We start from the raw sequence: 21,636 nt of genomic DNA, 5'->3' as shown, positions 1-21,636 counted from the left end.
AGCCGACCCAAGCGAGCATCGCCAGGGGTGCCAGCTCCTTACTCACCGACGCGCCTACCCCGGTCGGGAGATCACCTGCTCGCCGAATCGGGCTGCCAGCCGCCGGTAGAGGCCCGGGGTCAGTGCCCGTACGGCGGGAGCCACGCGGAGCCAACCGGGGACCCACACCTCGGCGCGGTCACGGGCGATGGCGCCGACGAGCGCCTTTGCGACGTCGGCGGCGGGGACTGGACGCGGGCGGCGGCGGTCGTAGGGTCTACCGCGGGCGGCGAAGAAGCCGGTGTCCACGACGCCTGGAATCGTCAGGCTCACGGCTACGCTGGTGCCTAGCAGCTCCGGCCGCAGGCTCTCGGCAAACACGTCGAGCGCAGCTTTGGTAGCGGCGTACACGGCCTCACCGGCGACACCGGTGCGCCCGGCGATCGAGCCCACGAGCGCGACCTGGCCGGTCCCGCGATCGAGCATCGGCGGTAGGAGGCGGCGTACGAGCTGAAGAGGCGCCAGAAGATCGAGCATGACCAGGCGGTCGATCTCGGCGGCGGTCATCTCTGCGAACGGGCCTGACCAGCCTTGCCCGGCGTTCGCCACGACGATGTCGATGTGGCCGTGGACGTCGAGGGCGGCGTCGGCGAGCGTGGTTGCCGCGCCGGGCACAGCGAGATCACCGAGGAGCGGCACTCCCCCGGTCCGCTTGGCGACTGCCTCGGTCCGCTGCTCATCCCGGCCGTGCACGATCACCCGGGCGCCCGCTTCGGCCAGCTGCTCCGCAACCGCCGCACCGATCCCCGCGGACCCACCAGTCACCAGCGCGACCCTCCCATCAAGTCGCATCCACACCTCCTGCCCTCCATTCCAGCACGCACCGCCGACGAGAAGCCCTCAGGACAGCGTCGCGACTGCCCGCTGACGGGGTTGTTTGCCCGATGACCGGCTAGATGCCGCCAGCGATCACATAACCCGCCAGCGGGTCAGCAGACGACCTCCGCGACGGTCTCAAGGATGACGGTGCGTGCTGGTCACTTGAGCTTGAAGGTTAGTTCTCGCCAGAGGTTGTCCTTGGTGGTGATTCCGATGCGTTTGTCTGCTTGGGTGTCGGCTCGGATCACGGTGTGTTTGTGGTCGGCCAGGGCGGTCATCAGTTCCTTCTTCGGGATGGTGTCCTCCCAGCGTTTCACCAACCCCCACGGCAACATCGCAGCGGCGCCGTCGTGCCAGACCTCCTCCACGAACGCCTTCGGGGTGGCGTTGTGGGAGCCGTGATGACCGATCTTGTAGAAGGCCGCGTCCGCGAGCAGAGCCTTCTTCCGCGGGTCGTTCAGCACGTGTTGCCAGGCGCCGTACTGCGCGTCTCCCGGGAACAGGAAGTGCGTGCCGGCGACGTCGAGTACCAGGAACAGGCTGGTGTTGTTGACGGCACGTTCCAGGATCGACGCCGCACCGAGCAGGCCGATGTCGTTGCTGAGCTTGTCCAGTTGCAAGGACTTCGCGGCTTCCTGCAGATCGGGCCGCACCCGACTGGGATCCCGCAGCGCGTAGACCTGTTCGAACAGCGGGTACGGCGAGGCCGCGACCGAACCGTCGATCGGCTCATCGAGGTTGAGCTGGAGCCAGCCGACGCTGGCCGGTGGGTCCATCACCTTCAGGTCCTTGGGGTCGCGTGACGGCCCGAGCGCGTGGATCGTCACCCCGTCGACACCGATCTCGATCTTGTTCTTGACCTCGTCGAGGTTCGGCAGATAGCGCACGGTGTGGTCGTTCTTGAATCGCTGGCCGTTCCGTCCGACCAGCCGGTCGGTCGCGTCCGCGTTCCCGAACGAGTTGAGCGCGAAGCTGCGCGCCGCCGCGACCGCCGCCGGCCACTGACCCGGATCCACACCGAGAGTCCGTCGTTCGATCATGCCCAGCAGTTGACGGGCGGTCGCAGCCTGCTTGCTGCGCAAGGCGAGGGCATCCGGGTCGTCCGCGTCCTCCACGAACGGCAGCCACACCTCGTCCACGGTGACCTGTTCCCAATCAGACAACGCGAATCCGGAGATGTGGTCGGCATGGTGATGGGTCGCCACCACGACATCCAGATGCGGCTCGCCGTTCGCACTGTCGGCGGTGAGGTCCGCGATGATCGCCTGGACCGACTCCCGGATCGGCCTGGCCTGTCCCTGGTTGTGTACGCCGCAGTCGACGAGCATCCGCCAGAGCGCGCGGCCCCGTCGTACGGTCACCACGAAGGCGTCGCCGAAGCCGACGTTGTACATCCGCACCGTCACGGTCGATTGCGCCCGGGCCATCAGATCCCCCGATCCGCGTTCATGATCTCCGCGTGAATCGCGGCGAAGGTCAGGCGTTCGACGGACGGCTGGTCGGTCCATTCGCTCAACGCGTCCACGATGTCCAGCTGCTCGCCCCACCCTGTCATCGCCCCGAGCCGCCGTACGCCGGCGTCGTGGTGGTCACGCCCAGGGTGGTCCAGCGGCAGCTTGGCGATCGCGGCCGCATCCTTGAACGGCAGCGGTTTGGCGATCATGTGCTCGATCCGGCCGTCAACGCCGGCGATCAGAACCGTGCCGGCCCGCATCTTCGGTCTGGTGTCGTACGGCAGTTCCTGATCCTCCAGCTCGGGCCGCCGCTGGGTGAGCTGGATCGCCACCTCCGGCCGGGGCTGACCGTCGGCTGCCTGCCGGTACGCCACATGGATGCCGGTCAGCGCGATCCGCAGTTCGGGGTCCGGGTCGAGGCCGATCTCCACGGCATGGAGGCGGGCCCAGCGGCTGAGCGTCTGGAACAGGACCTCGCCAGGGTCGCCCATGTCGCCTTCGTCGGGATCGCTCCCGAGCGGAGCCTTCACCTGCAACGCGCCGGGCTTTCCTCCCGGGTCCAGGTCCATCGCCGCGAGCAGGATCAGGTTTCGCAGGTCGACCGGCGCCTCGGGGTCGTTCAGATCCAGCGCCTCGCGGTTGTTCAGATCCGCCTCGGCACCCTTCGGCCACGCCAGCGCCGGCGGCCATTCGAGCGCCACGTCGCTCAGTGAAGCGACCTGCTCGGGATAGATCCCCCGCCGGCGCATGGCCTCGACGAGATTGCCGCGCAGGTTGATGGCGTCGTCCGGATACAGCGCACGATCCGCCGTGACAATCGCCCGTACGACGTCGCCGAAGCAGACATCGACCACCGGTAGGTAGTCCATCGCGCGGACGACCATGCCGAGCAACCGGTCGGCGTTCTTCACGGCTTCGTCGGCGACCCGCTCGACCAGATCAGGATGCAACTCGCCGGCCGGCAGGATGCCCGTTCCACCGGTGGCGATCCGGATCAGATCTCCGATGGACCTCTTGTAGCTGTCGAGGTAGGCATCGAAGACAGCCGCGACGAAGCACGCACCGCGCTCATGCGGCTCCGAGGCCGAGAGGAACCTCTGCGGCGTCGGTTCGGTACCGATCGCCGAGCGGAGCGCCGCTCCACGTCCTGTCGACTCGCCGAACTCGCGGGCCAACTGGAGCAGGCCACTGTTCTTGCGAAGATCGCTCGACGTCGTTGCGACCGCCTCGCAGACGACATCGCGATGGACGAAATGCTGGAACAACGCGACCAGATCCGCGAAGGCCTCGTGCCAGGCGAACACGTCCGGATTCGTCGGCTCGGCGTAGTACTGGCGCAGCCTGTGCAGGATCGCGTGCGTCACCTCGTGGGCGACGATGTCGGTCGACAGGCAAGTGAAGATGACCTGTCCGGGCAGGTTCGGCCCGGGGTCACGCCGATCGGCCTGGTAGTAACCGAAGAGCACGGCGCGCCGTTTCGGGTCGAAGAAGGCGTTGCGCCCCTCGAACGCGTGCGGCACGAGCCGAAGCTTCTGGCTCGACCGCCACCGGAACCGGCGTCCGACGAAGCGCTCGACCCGCTCGATCACGCTGGTCGCCACCGCGTAGACGATCTGCTGGTGGGCCCGCGGGTCCCCTTCGGCCGGCCGCAGCCCGTCCTGCGCGAGGACAGCCGGATCGTTGAGGTCCAGCGGTTCGTACCACACATCCCGGGTCGCGTCGTAGTCGACGACCTGGACCAGGCTGCCGTCCGGACCCGGCAACAGATCGGCCTCGAACGGTACGTCGAGTCCCAGGAATCGACCGGACAGCCTCGTCGACATCGGGTCGAACGCGAAGGTTCTCAACTGCCGCCGGTCGGGTGGCCTGATCGTCGGATTGTTCGGCGCCACCGGCGCCACCGGCGCCACCGGCGCCGTGTCGCCGGTGGTCGTCATAACTTGGTGAGTGGATTGTCGGGATAAGGCAACGTCCCATCACCGGGGGGCTTCCCGAGGTGGGCGCGCAGACCGGTGTCGCAGATGACGTATCCCCAGTTGATCAACTGTTCCTGGACGTCGTCGTCCATCGCGTTCAGCCGCGTCGGGATCCCCGCAAGCCTCGCCGCTACAGCGGGATCCGACGGCAGCGGGTCGGCCAGCGGGAAGTCGTCCACATGGCTGCGGATGCCGACGTACATGCCGGGGCGCTTGTTGCGGAAGGCATCGATGACCTGACGTTTGCGCAGCGACCTGACCTGGTTGTCGATGACCTTGAGAACGCGGATCGTGTGCCGGGCCCAGTCCACCGGCGGGTCTGCGACCGCACCCAGGTGACCGCCCGCGTCGCTGACCAGGACCGTCTCGTACCGCTTCCAGGCCGTCTCCAGCCCGAGGTTGTCGTACACACCGCCGTCGCTCAGCCGGATCTCGTTGCGGAACTCCGGCGTCGTCAGGTCATTGCCCGGTTGCGTGATCCATTCCTCCCGGTCGAGGTCGACAGTGCAGGGCGAAAGGATCGGCGGGAACGCCGACGAGGCCGCCACTGCGACAGCCAGCGGCACCTCCGGGTTGTTGATGCGACCGACTCGATAGTCGGCCAGATACTGCTTGCTGAATCGCATCAGTACGCCGGACTCCACGTTCGTCGCGTTGATCACGAACGTCGGCTTGTCCGGAAGACCCTGCAGCGTCGTCTGGCCGAACAAGTGCTTGCGCAGCGCACGGACGACCCGGTCGGCCACCGATGTGAACGGGAGCCCGATCCCGGTGAGCACGGCCGGAAGGTCCACATGCGTGCTCGCCATCGCACGAATCGGATCGACGACCTGATACACGAACTGCTTGGCCACGCCGGCCTGATCGAACTGCAGTTCGTTCCAATTCATCCCGAGTACGCCGGCCGTGATCGAACCGCCGGACACACTCGAGACACGCTTCAACTCAGGCAGCATCCCGGCCTCGTTGAGACGCCACAGAACACCGACGTGGAACACCATCGCCCGATAGCCACCGCCCGACAGGCACAGGGCGATCCCCGGCTGAGGCTCCCGGGCGGCATCACCAGGAATGCGCCGTACCGGTTCACCAGAAACGTGCACCTCATCCGGTGCCGACGCAGGACCCGCGGCCATCTCGCTCATCGGCCCGCCCCGGTCAATTCCCCGCAACTGTCCGACCCGCCCACGGGCACGCCGGAAACACGACAGTGCAACATGTTTCCCCCTGAAGATTTCCCCTTACCCAGAGCGTCCTCCCGCTCACGATCATTTGCAAGAGTCACGACAGGGATCGAACAGTGTCAGGACTTGGCGTAGGTCTCGGCTGCGTGGGACTCGAACTCCAGGCCGATCGCGGGCTCGTCACCGACCACCCAGGCGTCGTGCCCAGGCTCGATCAGGTACGCGCTGCCGGCGGCGAGTCGCGCCTTGCTGCCGTCGTCGTGCACGACCTCGATCTCGCCCGAGAGAAGGGTGCCGACATGCCGGACCTGGCAGGACTCGCCACCGACGACGGGACGAATGCACTCCGACCAGCGCCAGCCCGGCTGGAAGGTGATCTTCGCGACGCTGGCGCCGGGAAACTTCACCACGTTGACGACGGTCTTGTCCGGCGTCCTTTGCTCATCGGGTTCGTCGAACGACTTACTGTAAACGGCCATCTCCGGCCCCCTCGATCGGAAAGAATCATTTTCGACAATCGCCCAGATGGCTCGCCGTGAACAGATCCCGCCGCTTATGGCGTCCTTACAGAGCCGCCCGCTGAGGAAACGATCGGTTCGTCAGGTGCAGGTGGGGGTGCGGTGGTGGTCGGGTGGAGTGTCGGCTAGGGGTTTGGTGGGCGGCGGGACTGGGTGGTTTGGCGGAGTACTGACCAGGCGTCGGCTACTGGGCCCACGTGGGTGAGTTTGTCGGGGTTGAGGACGGTGTGGATGGTTTGGATGTGGCCGTCGAGGATGTCCAGGGTCCAGGTGTTGATGACCTTGCCGTCGCGGTCGCGGAGGATGGCGCCGGGTTGGCCGTTCAGGGCGTGGGGTTCGACGGTGCCGCCGATCCGGGTGAAGGGGGTGACCAGGGAGACGAGTAGGCGGGCCACCTTGTCGGCGCCGGTGATGCCGGTCCCCCACTGTGGGGCCTTGCCGCCGCTGTCGCTGACCATGCGTACGTCGGCTGCGAGCAACTCCTGCAGACTGTCGACGTCCCCTTCGCTGAAGGCGTCGAAGAAACGCGAGGCGAGTACGTCGCGCTCGGCGCGGTCGGCCTCGAACCGGGGCCGGCCGGCGTCCATGTGACGCCGCGCCCGCACCGCGAGCTGACGGCACGCCGACTCAGACCTTTCCACCGCGGAAGCGATCTCCGGGAAGCCGAACCCGAACACGTCACGCAGCACGAACACCGCACGCTCGAGCGGACTCAGCCGCTCGAGCAGGAGCAGGGCTGCCATCGACAACGAGTCGGCCAGCTCCGCCGCGCGCTCCGGATCCTGGTACGGATCCGCCAGCAGCGGCTCAGGAAACCACGGACCGACGTACGTCTCCCGCCGGACACGGGCCGACCGCAGTACGTCGATCGAGATGCGAGTCACCACCGCGGACAGGAAGGCCTTGGTCGAGGCGGGCGCTGTCGGCGAGGATTCCCAACGCAGCCAGGTCTCCTGGACCGCGTCCTCTGCCTCGCTCACGCTGCCGAGGAGTCGATAGGCGATCGAGAACAGCAGCGGTCGCAGCTCTTCGAACTCCTCGGCACGCGTCATGCCAGCTCTTCCTTGAAGCCCTGCCGCCAGGACGGGTAGCGCAGTTCCCAGCCGAGCTCCCGCTTGGCCTTGGCGTTGGAGAACCCGCGGCCCTCGGTCATCATCATCACCGCCACGTCCCCGGCCAGTGGCCGCGCGAGCCAGGTGGGGAACCGCATCGGCCGCTTCGCTCCCGCGGACTCGGCCAGGTAGGGCAGCCACACGTTGGCCGGCGCCGGCTCGTCGTCGACGATGTCGAACACACCTTTGGCCTGCCGCTCCACAGCCAAGACTGTAGCGCTCGCCGCATCGTCGAGGTGCACCCACGAGCAGTAGCCGTCGCCACCCCCGACAACCGGAAACTGCCGCTTGCGCACCGGCTCGACCAGGTCGTCCATGGCACCAGGCCCGTAGAACCAGCCGTACCGCAGCACCGCGCCGCCGGCCTTGACCACCACCTCTTCGACGTGGCCGATCGCCGCCATCCCGGGCTCGGCCGGCGTACCCGTCATCGGGTCCACCGGGTCCTGCTCGGTCTTGATCCAGCCGCCCGTACGGATTCCGTTCCAGGCGCCGTACCCCTGCGCGACGAAGTTGGTCACGCCAGTCGCCTCGGCGGCCGCGAGCAGGTGGTCCGTCCCCTCGGTCCGCAGCCGGTTGGTGCCGGCGAACCACCGATCCATGTGCTTCATGTCGGGCTTGCCCGCGTGGGCCACCGAGATCGCGGTCATCTGGTGCACGATCGCGTCAGGCCGGGCCTTCGCCACCGCCTCACCGACCGACGCGGCGTCCAGCCCGTCCATCACGACCGCCTCGGCACCGAGCTTCTCCAGCAAGCCCAGCTTCGCCGAACCCGTGGTGGTAGCCGTCACCTGGTGTCCCCGCGCCACCAGCTGCGGTACCAGCCGCCGCCCGAGCACCCCGGATCCACCTGCCACGAACACCCGCATGATCATCACCTTTCCGACTTCAGGACTGTTCCTCAAGCCCGAGACGAGACAGTCCGGCCGGCTGTGACATGCCCTGTGGGGTGGCGCTCGTCACGTCGCCGGGCTGTCACGGAGATCGATGCCGTCGGCATCTGGTGGTCGTTCACAACAGCCGAAAGAACGGAAACACACCATGAGCAAGATTTGGTTCGTCACTGGTTCGTCACGCGGACTGGGACGCAGCTTCGTCGAAGCCGCTCTGTCCCGGGGCGACAAGGTCGCTGCGACCGCGCGGAAGGTCGAGACCCTCCATGACCTGGTCGTCAAGTACGGCGATGCGGTACTCCCGCTCGAGCTGGACGTGACCAGCAAGGCCGCGGTCTTCGGCAGCGTGGAGCAGGCACGGCAACACTTCGGCCGCCTCGACGTGATCGTGAACAATGCGGGCTACGGCCTGTCCGGCGCCGTCGAGGAACTGACCGAGCAGCAACTGCGCGATCAGTTCGAGACCAACTTCTTCGGGGCGGTGTGGGTCGTCCAGGCCGCGGTCCCCCACCTGCGCGAGCAGGGCGGCGGGCACATCATCCAGATCTCCTCGGTCGCCGGCGTCTCCGGGTTCCCACTCGGCGCCGCGTACTGCGCCTCCAAGTGGGCCCTCGAAGGCCTGAGCGAATCCCTCGCCCAGGAGGTCGCCGGCTTCGGCATCAAGGTGACCCTGGTCGAGCCCGGCGGCTACGCCACCGACGGCAACGCGGGCGCCGACCACGCTCAGCCCGATCCGCGGTACGACGATCTGCGCGAGACCTTCGCGGCGTACGCGAAGACACTCGACCTCGGAGACCCGGCGGCCGCCGGCCAAGCGATCCTGAAGCTCGCCGACGTTGACAACCCACCACTACGAGTGTTCTTCGGCAACCAGGGCAACGCGATCGCCCAACAGGTGTACGCCGACCGCCTCGAGACCTGGTCCGACTGGCAGGACCTCGCATTGGAGGCCCATGGCCGTACCCCCTGAGGGGTGTACCGACTGACCCCGTCGGGAGGACGTACGTCGTACCGCCCCACAACTGAGCGTCAGGCCCCACCTGCAGCCTGAGGTGACCTAGCGTCGAGACCACCCGCCCTGCGGATACCAGCGGCAAGTGCCAGTGCCGTGCAGAGCTTCACGTTCCGCGCGGGCGGACGGCTGCTGGCGGTCCTGGCTCGGGCCACGGATCGTGATGGGCTGATTGCGCGGATACGGCTGTGGGGCCGGGGAGGGCAGTGCGCGTGCCCGAGTCGCTCGTTGGGGTGTCGCCCCAGATCGCTTGGCGTGCTGCCTCTCGGAGTGCCGCAGCATCGGTGCGGAGATTGCCCGAGCACGTAGTCACCCTGGACGTATCTCCCACTCGTCCCTCCCGTGACTGCGCACTGTCCACACGTTCGGCGTCGTCCGACCGCAGTCCGTCCGACAGCCGTCCGCCCGACCACGGGTCGACGCGCGAACCGTCGTCGGGCAGGCGTTCGCGGAGGGGTTTGACCTGGGGGTTGGGAGGTGTGGATGAGCGCGGTCTGGCGGTTGGGGATGGTGGGGCGGGTTTGCATTGTCCTTGATCAGGGGCTGGTGGTGGGTCGGCCCAGGTGGGGCGGGTGACGTGGACTTTGCCGTTGGTGATGGTGATGGTCCAGTGGCCGGCGTGGAGGTCGATGTGGTGGCGGCGGCAGAGCAGGACGAGGTTCCAGATGGCGGTTTCGCCGCCGTCGAGCCAGGAGCGTAGGTGGTGGGCGTCGCAGTGGATGGGTGGGGCGCCGCAGACGACGCAGCCTTTGTCGCGGGTGTTCAGGGCGCGGCGCATGGCGCGGGTGACGAGTCGTTCGGAGCGGCCGACGTCGAGGGGTTCGGAGTTGGAGCCGAGGACGAGCGGGATGATGTTGGCGTCGCAGGCCAGGCGTCTGATCGCGGCCGCGGACAGGTTGTCGCCGTAGACGAGTCCGCCGGTGGCCTCCGCGGTAGCCGACTTCAGGTCCTCCAGGTCGATGGTGACGGTGATGGTGGTCTTCGCCCCGAACCCCGGAACGGCGCCGGCGGGTGCGGGGCCTGAGGCAGCCTCTCCGAGGGCAGGGCCGGGCTTGGTGGTGGGGAGGTTGAGGGCCGGATCGGTGGATTTGGCGGCCAGGGTCAGCGCGGTCGTCAGGGCGTCGGCTTGGCGCTTGTCGCGGGGGCGGGGATCCAGTTCGCCGTCGAGGGTCTTGTGGGGACGGGCACCGGCGTGGATCAGGGACCGCAGCAGTTCGGCGTTCTCGTTGGCCAGGTAACCACGGAACTTGACGCCGTTCTCGGCGGTGATCAACGCCAGGGACTCGCGGGCGTAGGCCTTGTGCTCGTCAGGTTCGGGGCCGTCGGTGTCGAGGAGATCGCGGACCTGCTTGCCCGCTTTGCGCAGTTCACCAGGGGTGAGGTGGCGGGCCAGGTTCACCAGCTGCTGTTCGGCGACCTCGACATCCTCGACCGGCACCGTGGCGGGGACGCGCTCGAGGGCGGACACGATCGCCTCGGCCTGCGCGGGGTGCAGCACCTGGCCACCGTTGTCGAGGTCTGAGGTTGCGGGGATGGCGTCGTCGGTCAGGGCGGCAGACACGGTCCGATACCTCGGGAGGGCCCGGGCCAGGCGGACGTCGCGGTGGGCCACAGGGCGGTCCAGGCGGTAGCGGAAGGCCAACAGTTGCACGGTGTCATGGGCACCGATGTCGTGGGCGTGACCGATGTCGTCCAGGGCCGCAATGAGCTGCAGACGGTAGGTCTGGCGCTGGGCAAGCTCGGCATCCACGGCGTCGAGAGCCGACAGCATCTCGCTGCCACTCATCGACCAGATCGGCCGCTCGTCCAGAAGTTCCATACCGGCAACTCTAGACACCGCCACCGACAGTTTCCGAATCCAGAAGCCCTTATCCACAACGGAATCTGTTATCCACAGACGTCTGCCTCTGCGGATCTTGCCTTAGGCAACGTCTAATCCCGGCGCTCTCGTCGTCACCCACGAGGCTTCGACGGGCCGGGGGGCGACACCGCAACGCCGATCACTCGCCACCGACGAGATCGTCACCCGCCCGAGCTGTCCGCTGTGCCGACTGTGGCCGGCATCCAAACTGGGGGTCATGGTGGTCGCCGGCCAGGCTGTGATCGGCGGCGCCCGGTCGTGGGGCCGAACACGTTCGTCCAGAGGATGGACCCGTTGCTGGACAGGGGTCAGTGGGTTTGATCACGGCCTTGCCCGGCACCAGACCCACACATGACACCCGGTTGTCCTCATCGAACCAACCTCCGCTCGCGACCGGCCATCCGATGGTTTTACTGTCAGTACTTTCTGAGCTCGGCAGGACCAGGATCTGGACAATCCCGATTCTCCTTGCCCAGAAGGCACTTCTCGGTATGCCGCCCCCGATGGATCGGCCACATCACCGACTCAGGCTAAGGCGTTCGCGAGTGAGCCGGGAGTGCGTTGAAGGGGAGGCCGCTGGATTCGGATTGGCAGATGGATTGGAGTTGGGTGTAGAGGGCGGCAACTGTCTCGGGTTCGGTGGACCAGAGGTTGGTGGTTTCGGTGGGGTCGGTGGACAGGTCGTAGAGCTGGCCGTCGGGGTGGTCGGCGTCCCAAGCGGGGTTGGCGTGGGCCTTGCCGGAGCCGGCGCTGAAGAGGGCGCTGATCGACGGTTCCGAGAAGCCGCCGCCGGAGCCGGGCGCGAAGATCGCCTTCCACCGGCCGGAGCGGATCGCGAAACGGCCGCCGAGGCTGTGGTGGACCACCGGCCGGTCCGCCGGCAACGACTCGCCCCGGGTCAGTGCGCCGAGCAGGTCCTGACCGTCCTCGGCTGCTCCGTCCGGAAGCGCCGCACCGGTCGCGGCCGCGACCGTCGGAAGGACGTCGGTGAGACAGATCGAGGCCTCGAGCAACGAACCCGCCGGGATCCGGCCCGGCCAGAAGGCGATGAACGGCTCGCGGTGACCGCCGTCCCACAGGTCGCCCTTCTGGCCGCGCCAGTCACCATTGGGACGGTGCTGCGTCATGTCGCCGTCGTCGTCGAAGATCATCGGCGCACCGTTGTCGCTGGTGACGATGACCAACGTGTTCTCGGTTTCGCCGCGCTCGGCGATCGCCTGCAGTACTTCACCAACAGCCCAGTCGACCAGACAGACAGCGTCCGCCCGGTCCCCCAGTCCGGAGCGACCACGGATGAAGTCCGGTGGCACACACGGCCGGTGCGGCGCCGAGGGCGCGACGTAGCACAAGTACGGCGTACCGGGCTCGATCCCCCGCAACCAGTCGACAGCCTCGCCGACGAACCGTACGTCGGCTTCGTCCTCGCGCCAGCCGTCGACCTGCAGCCCGGGGCGCTGCTCGGTCAGGTAGTTCTCCTTCTCCCGGTCGGGCACCCCGACAGTGCGATCGTCGGAGATGAAGGCGTACGGCGGCATGTCCAGCGACCCCGCGATCCCGAAGAACCGGTCGAAACCCAGCTCGGTCGGCCCACCAGTGACCGCCGCGGTGTAGTCGATGTCGCGCCCGAAGTCGGTGTCGACGTCGTCGTGCAGCACCGCGCCGGGCGCGAACGCATCCCGGACCGACCCGTCGCGATGTCGCCAGCCAAGGCCCAGGTGCCACTTGCCGAAGGCACCGGTCGTGTAGCCGGCGTCGCGCAGAACGCTTGCCATCGTCGGCCGGTCCGGCTCGATCAGCGCCGGACCGTGTCCCATCAGTACGAAGTTCTTCAACGGTCCGCGCCACGCATAGCGACCGGTCATCAGGGCGTACCGGCTCGGCGTGCAGACCGCGGAGGCCGAATGGCAATCGGTCAGCCGAGCACCGCCGGCGGCGAGCCTGTCGATGTTCGGGGTCGGGATGGCCGAGCCGTAGCAGCCGAGGTCCCCCCACCCCATGTCATCGGCCAGTACGACGACCACGTTCGGTGTCACGGGGTTCCTCTCATCGGTGCGAGCAGGGGGCATGCGCGCTCTTCACGATCCGGACCTGATCGGTCGTCGCCGGATCGATCTGGAAGTTGCCGTCGGCAGCGTTCGCCACACACGTGCCGTTCATGGCGACGTTCATCAGCGTGACGTCGGAGACCCGGTGATCGGGATCCCCACCGGTGAAGACGTTCGGCATCGTGAACGGCGTCTGCGCGGTGATGTCGCGGAACACCAGGCCGGAGATCTGGCCGAACCCGAGCGCCGGGTCGTACCACTTCGGGTGCTTCTCCAAGATGATGTAGAACAACCTCCAGTTCGCGTCCTCCACCCGGATGTCCTCGAACAGGAACCTCTGCAGGTGCCCAGGAGTGGCGTGCCGGGCCCGGAAGATCGCTTGTGGCGACAGCCAGTAGTGCTCGGCGTGAATGACGTCGTTGTCGTAGACGTGGAAGTCGGCCTGGTCGGTGAGGATGTTCCAGCTGATCATGAACGGCGCCCCGTTCTCGAGCTGCCAGACGACGTTGTCCCGGATCACCGAGTCGCCGGTCATCGGCTTCAGCGCGTCGTCGTTCACCTTGCAGAAGTTGCCCTCGACCAGGCTCGCCGTGCCGGCCCAGATGCAGTCGGTGCTGTACCACCAGCTCATCACCTTCAGGTTGTGCACGGTGATGTGGTCACCAAGCACCCGCACGTTGAATCGCGGGCCGTTGACGAAGGTCAGTCCGTCGACCACCACGTTGCTCGAGTTGGACGACCCCGTCGAGCAGGCCGCGTGCGGAGGCTGACTGGGATCGTGACAGTCGATGTCGATCAGCCCGGGCTGGTTCTTGTTCGCATCCTGATCGCCGGTGTCGAGGTACGTCCCGTCGATGACGCCGCGGCCACGAATCACCACATTGTGGACGCCGAGACCCTTGAACGTCCCCTGCACCCACGCGCCACCCGCGACGTACACCGTCTGGTTCGAGTGCAGTTGCACCGTGCCGAGCTGATGCAGTCCGGGGCCGAGATACAACACGTTGGGGTCCTGAGCCGGCGGTACGTCGACCTCGGGCGGGTTCGCGAACACCAGCATCGGATGCAGCACCGGGTTGGTGGTGTTCGGCGTGAACTCCACCGAGACGTTGGCCGCCTCGGTCAGGGTGAACGAGCACGTGCTGCCGGAGAAGTGCGTGCGGATCCGGGCGGACTCGGGCCGCACCAGACAGCCGGTCGCCGTACCGCTCAGCTTGTGCACCTCGACCGTCACCGGCCCAGCGAACGAGAACGACGTCCAGGACGTGTCCTTCTCCAGGTTGCTGTCGGTTTTGCGCGCCGCGACCTGGTAAACGAAGGAGCTTGTACTCCGTCCCCGCTGACCGACCGTGGCGGAGTACTGATCGGAGACCGGGCTGCCGGCCGCCGGTGGGTACGTCGTCAGCTGCGGCCTTGCCTGGTGGTCGGCCTCGATCGAACCGTACGGAAGCTTCGCACGTTCGTGCGCCAGGTCGCGCAGCATCGTGTCGGTGGTCCGGGTGATCTGGTTCGCGAGCTGTTCCACCTGCGGCAGCGGGCCGTCGATCGCCTGGCTGCTACCGCCCTGGTCGTACTCCGTCCCGACGTACTGCGGGCCGGGCTCGGCCCCGGCCGGCGCGGCCGCGATCAATCCCGCGACCGAGACGAGCGCGGCGACCACACGTGCGAGCTTCATCATGCCTCACCTCTCGACGACGACAGCACGGTCTCAGCCGAAGCGACGCTGGAACTTGGCCTCGGGGTCCCACTCGTTCAGGCCCGGGCACCCGAACGCAGGCGCGAGCACGTAGTGGTCGTAGGTCTCGACCAACCGGTCCCGCAGCAGCGTGTGGTGGCGCCGGAGCTCGTCCACGTGCTTCTCGCTGTCGACCAGGTTGGTCATTTCGTACGGGTCTTCCTCGAGGTCGAAGAACTGCCAGGGCTTTCCACCGTGGGCGTCGCCGAGCACCGTGTACTTGTAGCGACTGGTCCGGAAGCCGCGCCACGTCTCGTCATGGAACGGCATCCCCGGCCGCATCTCCGCGACGAACTCGAGCAGCACGCCCTCGCGGTCGAGCCCGGTCTCGTCGCCGCGGGCGAGCGGCGACAGGTCCAGCCCGGGCTTCGGATCGCGCGGTACGACGCCGGCCAGTCCGAGCAGGGTCGGGAACAGATCCTCGGTGCTGACCGGATCGGCCACCACCGCCGACGCGATGCCCGCACCGGACAGGATCAGCGGGACTCCGAGCGACTCCTCCCACGGACGCTGCTTCGCCAGCAGACCGTGGCAGCCGAGCAGTTCGCCGTGGTCCGCGGTCAGACCGATCACGGTGTTCTCCAGCTGACCGGTCTCGCGCAGGGCGCTGACCAGGCGCCCGACGTTGTCGTCGAGGTTCTCGATCATCGCGTAGTAGACCCGCAGGTCGTCGATCAGGTCCCGGCCGTGCGGTCCGCGCTTGTTGTAGTCCTTGCCGACGTCAACGTTCTCCCGCAGGACGATCTCGCGGTCCTTCCAGCGCTCGACGTACTCCGGTGGCGCGGTGAAGATCGGGTGCGGCGGCTCCACCGACAGCACCGTGGCCCACGGCTTGTCCGACGGCTTGCGCAGGTCGGCGATCGCGAGGTCGAACAGGCCGTCGGTCTGGAACCCGTCGATCTTGTGGGCCTGCGGATCGTCCTCGTTCCAGTAGTAGGTGTCCCACGGGTCGTTGCAGATGTCGAAGCCCGCGAACCGCTGGAACCGGCCCTGGTACGGCCGCGGCACCTGGGTCCGCGACGTCTTCACCACGGTGTGGCCCGGGTAGTGACCGAAGTTCCCGTACAGATGCCACTTCCCGTAGAGCGCGGTCTGGTAGCCGGCCCCGTTCAGCTCGTCGGCGAGGGTGCGCTCGGCCGGCGACATCCGCCACTCGATCGACGGGATGAACCGGGTGTGCGCGTACTCCCCCGTCATCAGCGAGAACCGGTACGGCACACAGACCGGGTACGTCGAGCACGCGGCGTCGAAGCGAGTCCCCGCCGCAGCCAGCGCGTCGATGTTGGGCGTCGCGACGTTCGGGTCGCCGTACGCGCCGAGGGCCTGGCGGCGCAACTGGTCGGCGACGATCAGGACGAGGTTCGGACGGGTGTCGGGTGACGTCACTTGAGTCCTCCTGCGGTGAGACCGCTGACGAATCGGCGTTGCAGTACGAGGAACAGCAGCACGACCGGGCCGAGCATGAAGATCGCCGCGGCGCTCGTCATCCCCCAGTCGGTCGAGTGCTGGTCCTGGAAGGCGAGGAAGCTGGTCGCCACCGGGCGCAGCTTCGGGTCGTGGATGAAGGTGATCGCCCAGAAGAACTCGTTCCAGGACCACAGCGCGACGATCAGCGCGACGGTCAGGAAGCCCGGCCAGGCCAGTGGCAGCACGACCCGGCGGGCGATCTGCAGGTCGGACGCGCCGTCCAGCCGGGCCGCCTCGGTGTAGTCCTTCGGGATCTTCAGCAGGAACGATCTCAGCAGCAAGGTGGCGAACGGCGCGTCGGTGGCCCAGTAGATGACGATCAGCCCGAACAGGTTGTCGACCAGGTGCAACTGGGTCCAGAGGAAGAACAGCGGCACCAGGAACAACTGCACCGGCAGCGCACTGCCGAGGAACAGGTACCCGACCACGATCCCGCTCCCCGGCACGTGCAGATGACTGAGCGCGTACGCCGCGAGGCCGGCGATCAGGCAGGTGCCGAGGACGGCACCGAGACAGATGATCGCGCTGTTGCGCATGGTGGTGGCGAAGTCGCCGCGAGTCCACGCCTCGGTGAAGTTGTCGAGGCTGAGCGAGGTCGGCGGTGCCAGCGGGTTGGTGCCGATCTCCGCGTTGTTCTTGAACGCGTTGAACACCACCGCGACCAGTGGGCCGATCGCGAACAGTGCCAGCACGATCAGCACGACGTACGCCCCGGCGCCTGCACCGGAATGGCGGGACCGCCTCGGACTGGCGGCCGGCGGGCCAGGCGTGCGGGTGGTGGTCGCCGGGTCGATGACGGTGGTGGTCACTCGTCCTCCCATCCCTTCTTGCGCAGGTACTGGTAGACGGCCAGGATCCCGGCGGTGATGGCGGTCATCGAGAGTCCGAGTGCGGCGGCGTACCCGGCGGAATACTCGTTGAAGGCCTGCTTGTACATCAGCGTCGAGACCACTTCGCTGGAGCCGGCCGGACCGCCCTGGGTCATGATGAAGATGTAGTCGAACGCCTTGAGCGTCCAGATCACCGTCATCAGGATCACGAAGATCATCGTCGGGCGGATGCCGGGCAGCGTGACCGAGAGGAACTGCTGCCACTTGCCGGCACCGTCGACGCTGGCCGCGTCGTACAACTGCGGGTCGATGCCCTGCATCGCGGCGAGGAAGATCACCGCGAGGAAGCCCCAGAAGTGCCAGTCGACGACGAAGTTCACGCTGACCAGCGACGTGGCGGTGTCACCGAGCCACGAATGATCGATCCCGAACTGGTGACCGATCCCACTGGTCGGTGACAGCAGCATCTTCCAGACAGCTGCGTTCACCACACTGGCCACGACGTACGGAATGAAGTAGAGCGCGCGGAACAGGACCTGGAAGCGGCGGACCTGACTGAGCAGGTAGGCGCCCAGCAAACCCATTGCCATCGGCACCGAACCGAACAGCACGAACCAGATCACGTTGTGCAGCAGGGCCTGATGGACATCGGGATCGGTGAAGGCCTTGGTGTAGTTCTCCAGGCCGATGAACTCGGCCGGCCCGAGCCCGGACCAGTCGGTCAGTGAGTAGTACACCGTCGCGATCGACGGACCGAGCACCACGACGAGGTTGAGCACCAGCAGCGGTGCCAGGAAGGCCCAGCCGATCACCGCCGACCGGCGCCGCGCACGAGCGGCGCCGGGCGCCCGTACGGCGGTGCCGGCGACGGCCGTCGTCATTTGGCCGGGCCCTGGGCGGGTAGGGCGGGGATGGTGCCGTCGGCCTTCTCCTCGGTGAAGAGCCGGTCGAGTTCCTTGCAGTAGTCGGCCGCCTTGATCTTCTTGGTCAGCACCTGCTCGAGCCCCTCGTAGACGTACACGTCCGTCTTCGGTGGCCACCAGGTCCACGTGACGTACCCGTAGTCACCCGTCGAGACCGCCTTGTTCAGCGAGGTCAGCACGCGGGCCGAGCGAGGGTCGATCTTCGTCGGGATGTCGGCGTCGGTGAAGTCGATCGGGATGTTGTACGTCGCCGGTACGTCGGCCATCCGCTTCAGGGCCGCGCCGCGGTCACCGTAGTACCAGTTCATGAAGGTCGCGGCGGCGTCCTTGTTCTTGCTGGCCTCGTTGATCCCGAGCGAACCGCCGATACCCAGTTCGAACAGCGGGTACTTGACCTCGGACCGCAGCGCCGGGATCGGCATCCAGTCCCACTCGTTGTCGTTGTTCGCCTTGGCACCGAAGTACTGGCCGACCTGGCTCATGAACCAGCCGCCCTGCGGGATCATCGCGACCTTGCCCTTGCCGAAGTTCGCACCGATCTCCTGCGAGGGAACGGCGAAGTACTTGTCGACGCCGCCGGCCAGCCAGCCCTTGTCGAAGTAGCTCTGCACCAGTTCGACCGCCTCGACGAAGACCGGGTCGGTGAACTTGATGTCGCCGGACAGCGCCTGGTGCAAGGCGTCCGGACCCGAGTAGTGGTTCCAGAACACCGTCATCAGCCACTCGCCGGCGGCCTTCCAGTCCACGTTGGAGGAGCCGAACGCGGTGATGCCCTGGCCGTGCGCCTCGGCCGCCAGCGCCTCGAGCTCGTCGCGGTTCGTGGGCTGTTTCCAGCCCTTCGACGCGAACAGCGTCTTGTTGAAGTAGAGCATCATCGTGTCCACCCGCATGGGCAGCGCGAACAGCTTGTCCTCCGTCGTGAACGCGTTCATCGCCCAGGCCGACAGCTTGTCCTTCCAGCCGTACTTGTCCGCGTACGGCGTCAGGTCCGCAAGTGCATGCGCCTTGCTCCAGGCCAGGGTCTGGGTGGCCGACGGGCCACGGACGACATCCGGCCCGGACCTGGCCTGCAGGGCGGTCTGCACGAGCCGGCGCAGGTCGTCGCCTTTGTAGTACGTCGTGTTCAGGTCGACCGACGGATTCGCCTTCTCGAACAGGGCGGCGACCTGCTCGTTGAAGTACTTCTGGTTCGCGTCGCCCTGGATGTCGAGCCACAGGTCGACCTTGCCGCTGCCCGAGCCGGCTCCACTGTCGTCGCTGCCTCCACAGGCGGTGAGGACACCGGGCGCGGCGATGGCAGCCGCGCTCAGGCCCGCACCGGTCAGGAAACGGCGGCGGCTGAACGGATGTGCGGTCATGATTCCTCCTCGCGCGAGATGGGTGTGATGCGGACCTCTTGGGTCGCTGTCCGGCCCTCGGTGACCACCAGCGCGACGCCGCCGCAGTCGTACGTGGGGTCGGTCAGGTCGAACAGAGCCTCACCGTCGACGGTGGCGACGAGCCGGTCGCCGTCCACCGTGAGGGCGAGCTGATAGGTGTGGCCGTACTTCCAGTCGAACGCGCGGCTGGCGAGCACGGTGTGGTGCCGGACGAGGCGGACGGTGTTCCGGTCGGCCAGTTCGAGCGCGTAGTACCGCTGCAGCCCTTGGACCCGAGCCGCGATGCCGGCCGAGGCCGCCAGGTGTGGAGTCACATCGGCTTTGACGGTGTAGTTCTGCCAGTCCCTTGATCCCTGGCTGAGCAGGCCGGTGCCCCGGTTCTGCACGATGCGGAACGGCTCCGGCCAATGGCCGTCCCAGCGGTCGACCGCGCGCAGCCAGGCACGACGCCAGACGGTTCCGGCCACCGGTCGCGTGAGGGTTACGTCGGGTGCGCCGTCCCAGGTCAGGCGGTCCAACTGGACGGTGCCCGAAGTCGTCAGACCGACAGCCGCGACCGGCTGGCCACCGAGCTCCGGCACGGTGAACGCCAGATCCGCGGACTCGCCTGCGGACAGGGTCGCCCCCGGTCCGGACACGGTGCGCAGTTCGTCGTTCTCGTCGTACGCCGTGATCGTCAGTCGCACCTCGGCGTCGTCCGTGGCGTCGACGTGCGCCGTGACCGTCTGCCCGGTGTAGAGAGTGGGGCTCGCGAGCAGGCCGTAGATCGGCATGTCCAGAGCCTCGGGCGGGATGAACGTCGGCGTACTGACCGTGGTCGCACCCGGCACTGTCAGGCGGGCGTCGTGGTTCACGACCTGACCGTTGCCCTCAGCAATGGTGAAGCCCTGCACCGAGCCAGGGAAGGCGAAGTGGAACCGGGCGCCGTCCTTCGGGACCACCGGTTGCTCACCGGCCCAGGTCCGTCCGTGCCCGGCGAGAGTCAGGGCCTCGCGGGCCGCGTCGGTGATGCAGGATCCACCGTCGGCGGCCGGCAGGTAGAGCCGGTCGGCGATCGGGCCACGCCAGTCCGGGCCGGCGTCGAGGCCGGCCAGCCCACCTCGGACGCCGCAGATCGCTCCGACGTTGCCGGCGTTCGAGTCGGTGTCCCAACCGGAGGTGTTGACCACCGTCATCGCCTGGGCGAACTCGCCGCCACTGTGCGCGAGGGCGTTGATGATCGTCGCGTGGTTCGGGATCACGTGGCAGTTGCCGCCGTACAGGTGGTAGCCGTACCGCTCCTCGATCCGTTCCCGAGTCGCTTTCCAGTCACCGCCGGTGGCCCATTCGCGGACGTCGGCGACGACGCGGTAGATCAGGCTGTCCTTCGGGATCAGCGTGACCGCGGTGTCGAGCAGCCGATCCATGTCCGGCTCCACGAACGACTGTGCGACCAGGGCCGCGACCACACGAGCAGCATGGATCGCCTCACCGTCGTGGCTCACCCGGGCGGCGCGCTCGGCCAGGTCGGCCGCGGCCTGCGGATCGCCCGGCCGCGTCATCGCGAATCCCTCGACGAAGATCTGCGCACCGACCTGCTCGGCGACCACCTGACCGTTGCGCGCCATCGCACCGCTGTCCGGCGGAAGGATGCCGGCCTTCATCCGCAGGTACGCCGTGTGCTCGGTCGAGTTGCCGAGCCCGCCCCACCACAGCACCGTCTGTTCCTCGACGATCTGGTCGAGCCAGGTCTGGCCGACCTGCTCGGAGGTCGGCTCGACGCCGTGGTCGCGCAGCGCCCGCGGGAACACCAGCGTCCCGCTGATGTCGTCGTCGGTGACCACCAGCAGGTGGTTCTTGAGCGGCAGATCCGTACGGTCGTTGACGTAGTACGTGATGTCGCCGAGTTCGTCGACGATCCGCTGGTACCGCCAGCCCTCGAACGGCCGGCCCAGATAGACGGCGATCACCTTGCCGAGCACACCGGCGTACACCCGGTCTTCGTAGTCAGCCGGAATCATCAGAACGGCACTCCCGCGGTCAGGATCACATTGGCGTACGGCGTGGTCTCGCCGGTGCGGACGACGGCCCGCGAGGTCCGGCAGAGGACTTTGAAGTCTTCGTGGCTGGTCCGTTTCAGCGGGACCGAGCCGAGGTGTTCGTCGAGGCCTCGCAGCAACCGCGAGTCCGTCAGCTCCTGCGCGATCAGGGCCTGCTCGACCACCAGTTCGGCGGCGAGTGCGGCCAGCACCGGCAGCAACGCGGGCTCGTCGCGGGCCCAGACCAGGTCGATCGTCTCGACCTCGGGTGGCACCGGCAGCCCGGGATCCGCGAGCACGATCGTCTCGGTATGTCGCAGACCGGCCACCACCGCGGCCAGCCGCGGGTGCCACAGTCCCGATCGACGCAT

At 67.5% G+C, this 21,636-nt stretch carries 17 protein-coding genes; 1 reads left to right on the top strand and 16 read right to left on the bottom strand.

The window, feature by feature from the left end; translation table 11 throughout:
* Window positions 1-54 precede the first annotated feature (54 nt).
* The 7 genes from ACIBG5_RS22860 to ACIBG5_RS22830 all read right to left on the bottom strand — a co-directional run bounded on the left by ACIBG5_RS22860 (window position 55) and on the right by ACIBG5_RS22830 (window position 7,971).
* The gene (locus ACIBG5_RS22860) at window positions 55-831 is read right to left on the bottom strand and encodes an SDR family NAD(P)-dependent oxidoreductase (RefSeq protein WP_396393488.1); all 777 of its coding nucleotides are present in this window, start codon (window positions 829-831) and stop codon (window positions 55-57) included.
* 185 nt (window positions 832-1,016) lie between these two features.
* Entirely contained in the window at window positions 1,017-2,285 is a 1,269-nt protein-coding gene (locus ACIBG5_RS22855; protein ID WP_396393487.1) for an MBL fold metallo-hydrolase, read from the bottom strand.
* A complete protein-coding gene (locus tag ACIBG5_RS22850) occupies window positions 2,285-4,249 on the bottom strand; it encodes a hypothetical protein (RefSeq protein ID WP_396393486.1) in 1,965 nt (654 codons plus the stop codon). The genes ACIBG5_RS22855 and ACIBG5_RS22850 overlap by 1 nt, the downstream gene beginning before the upstream one ends.
* The gene (locus ACIBG5_RS22845) at window positions 4,246-5,433 is read right to left on the bottom strand and encodes a patatin-like phospholipase family protein (protein ID WP_396393485.1); all 1,188 of its coding nucleotides are present in this window, start codon (window positions 5,431-5,433) and stop codon (window positions 4,246-4,248) included. Before ACIBG5_RS22845 ends, ACIBG5_RS22850 begins: the two co-directional genes overlap by 4 nt.
* Window positions 5,434-5,591: 158 nt before the next feature.
* Window positions 5,592-5,951, bottom strand: a complete 360-nt coding sequence (locus ACIBG5_RS22840) for a cupin domain-containing protein (protein WP_131515149.1) — start codon at window positions 5,949-5,951, stop codon at window positions 5,592-5,594.
* Between the two features lie 164 nt (window positions 5,952-6,115).
* Complete coding sequence (locus tag ACIBG5_RS22835) at window positions 6,116-7,042, bottom strand: RNA polymerase sigma-70 factor (RefSeq protein ID WP_396393484.1); 927 nt, start codon at window positions 7,040-7,042, stop codon at window positions 6,116-6,118.
* Complete coding sequence (locus ACIBG5_RS22830; RefSeq protein WP_396393483.1) at window positions 7,039-7,971, bottom strand: NAD-dependent epimerase/dehydratase family protein; 933 nt, start codon at window positions 7,969-7,971, stop codon at window positions 7,039-7,041. The genes ACIBG5_RS22835 and ACIBG5_RS22830 overlap by 4 nt, the downstream gene beginning before the upstream one ends.
* Window positions 7,972-8,143: 172 nt before the next feature.
* Between ACIBG5_RS22830 and ACIBG5_RS22825 the strand changes: the two genes are divergently transcribed.
* The gene (locus ACIBG5_RS22825) at window positions 8,144-8,965 is read left to right on the top strand and encodes an SDR family NAD(P)-dependent oxidoreductase (RefSeq protein WP_396393482.1); all 822 of its coding nucleotides are present in this window, start codon (window positions 8,144-8,146) and stop codon (window positions 8,963-8,965) included.
* A 148-nt stretch (window positions 8,966-9,113) separates the two neighbouring features.
* Here ACIBG5_RS22825 and ACIBG5_RS22820 read toward each other — a convergent pair whose 3' ends face one another.
* From ACIBG5_RS22820 to rbsD, 9 genes are all read right to left on the bottom strand, one after another.
* Window positions 9,114-10,826, bottom strand: a complete 1,713-nt coding sequence (locus tag ACIBG5_RS22820) for a DUF222 domain-containing protein (protein WP_396393481.1) — start codon at window positions 10,824-10,826, stop codon at window positions 9,114-9,116.
* 572 nt (window positions 10,827-11,398) lie between these two features.
* Window positions 11,399-12,901, bottom strand: coding sequence for an arylsulfatase (locus tag ACIBG5_RS22815; protein ID WP_396393480.1), 1,503 nt, complete (start codon window positions 12,899-12,901; stop codon window positions 11,399-11,401).
* Window positions 12,902-12,911: 10 nt separating this feature from the next.
* Window positions 12,912-14,588, bottom strand: a complete 1,677-nt coding sequence (locus tag ACIBG5_RS22810) for a hypothetical protein (RefSeq protein ID WP_396393479.1) — start codon at window positions 14,586-14,588, stop codon at window positions 12,912-12,914.
* 33 nt (window positions 14,589-14,621) lie between these two features.
* Window positions 14,622-16,034, bottom strand: coding sequence for a sulfatase (locus tag ACIBG5_RS22805; RefSeq protein WP_396393478.1), 1,413 nt, complete (start codon window positions 16,032-16,034; stop codon window positions 14,622-14,624).
* On the bottom strand, window positions 16,031-16,924 hold the full coding sequence (locus ACIBG5_RS22800; protein WP_396393477.1) for a carbohydrate ABC transporter permease: 894 nt from the start codon (window positions 16,922-16,924) through the stop codon (window positions 16,031-16,033). The genes ACIBG5_RS22805 and ACIBG5_RS22800 overlap by 4 nt, the downstream gene beginning before the upstream one ends.
* Complete coding sequence (locus ACIBG5_RS22795; protein ID WP_360447532.1) at window positions 16,921-17,826, bottom strand: sugar ABC transporter permease; 906 nt, start codon at window positions 17,824-17,826, stop codon at window positions 16,921-16,923. The genes ACIBG5_RS22800 and ACIBG5_RS22795 overlap by 4 nt, the downstream gene beginning before the upstream one ends.
* On the bottom strand, window positions 17,823-19,226 hold the full coding sequence (locus ACIBG5_RS22790; protein ID WP_396393476.1) for an ABC transporter substrate-binding protein: 1,404 nt from the start codon (window positions 19,224-19,226) through the stop codon (window positions 17,823-17,825). Before ACIBG5_RS22790 ends, ACIBG5_RS22795 begins: the two co-directional genes overlap by 4 nt.
* On the bottom strand, window positions 19,223-21,247 hold the full coding sequence (locus tag ACIBG5_RS22785) for an ADP-ribosylglycohydrolase family protein (protein WP_396393475.1): 2,025 nt from the start codon (window positions 21,245-21,247) through the stop codon (window positions 19,223-19,225). The genes ACIBG5_RS22790 and ACIBG5_RS22785 overlap by 4 nt, the downstream gene beginning before the upstream one ends.
* Window positions 21,247-21,636 (bottom strand): D-ribose pyranase, encoded by a 390-nt coding sequence (rbsD, locus tag ACIBG5_RS22780; RefSeq protein ID WP_393382647.1) that lies wholly within the window; start codon window positions 21,634-21,636, stop codon window positions 21,247-21,249. Before rbsD ends, ACIBG5_RS22785 begins: the two co-directional genes overlap by 1 nt.

Source organism: Kribbella sp. NPDC050241 (genome assembly GCF_044459685.1).
Classification (GTDB): Bacteria; Actinomycetota; Actinomycetes; order Propionibacteriales; family Kribbellaceae; genus Kribbella.
Note: the sequence above shows the minus strand (reverse complement) of the source record. Positions and strands in the feature narration are given on the sequence as shown.

Bases quoted from the DNA above. Each gene is read 5' to 3' on its own strand.
- ACIBG5_RS22860 (WP_396393488.1), bottom strand. From the start codon at position 831: ATGCGACTTGATGGGAGGGTCGCGCTGGTGACTGGTGGGTCCGCGGGG.
- ACIBG5_RS22855 (WP_396393487.1), bottom strand. From the start codon at position 2,285: ATGGCCCGGGCGCAATCGACCGTGACGGTGCGGATGTACAACGTCGGC.
- ACIBG5_RS22850 (WP_396393486.1), bottom strand. From the start codon at position 4,249: ATGACGACCACCGGCGACACGGCGCCGGTGGCGCCGGTGGCGCCGGTG.
- ACIBG5_RS22845 (WP_396393485.1), bottom strand. From the start codon at position 5,433: ATGAGCGAGATGGCCGCGGGTCCTGCGTCGGCACCGGATGAGGTGCAC.
- ACIBG5_RS22840 (WP_131515149.1), bottom strand. From the start codon at position 5,951: ATGGCCGTTTACAGTAAGTCGTTCGACGAACCCGATGAGCAAAGGACG.
- ACIBG5_RS22835 (WP_396393484.1), bottom strand. From the start codon at position 7,042: ATGACGCGTGCCGAGGAGTTCGAAGAGCTGCGACCGCTGCTGTTCTCG.
- ACIBG5_RS22830 (WP_396393483.1), bottom strand. From the start codon at position 7,971: ATGCGGGTGTTCGTGGCAGGTGGATCCGGGGTGCTCGGGCGGCGGCTG.
- ACIBG5_RS22825 (WP_396393482.1), top strand. From the start codon at position 8,144: ATGAGCAAGATTTGGTTCGTCACTGGTTCGTCACGCGGACTGGGACGC.
- ACIBG5_RS22820 (WP_396393481.1), bottom strand. From the start codon at position 10,826: ATGGAACTTCTGGACGAGCGGCCGATCTGGTCGATGAGTGGCAGCGAG.
- ACIBG5_RS22810 (WP_396393479.1), bottom strand. From the start codon at position 14,588: ATGAAGCTCGCACGTGTGGTCGCCGCGCTCGTCTCGGTCGCGGGATTG.
- ACIBG5_RS22795 (WP_360447532.1), bottom strand. From the start codon at position 17,826: ATGACGACGGCCGTCGCCGGCACCGCCGTACGGGCGCCCGGCGCCGCT.
- ACIBG5_RS22790 (WP_396393476.1), bottom strand. From the start codon at position 19,226: ATGACCGCACATCCGTTCAGCCGCCGCCGTTTCCTGACCGGTGCGGGC.
- ACIBG5_RS22785 (WP_396393475.1), bottom strand. From the start codon at position 21,247: ATGATTCCGGCTGACTACGAAGACCGGGTGTACGCCGGTGTGCTCGGC.
- rbsD (WP_393382647.1), bottom strand. From the start codon at position 21,636: ATGCGTCGATCGGGACTGTGGCACCCGCGGCTGGCCGCGGTGGTGGCC.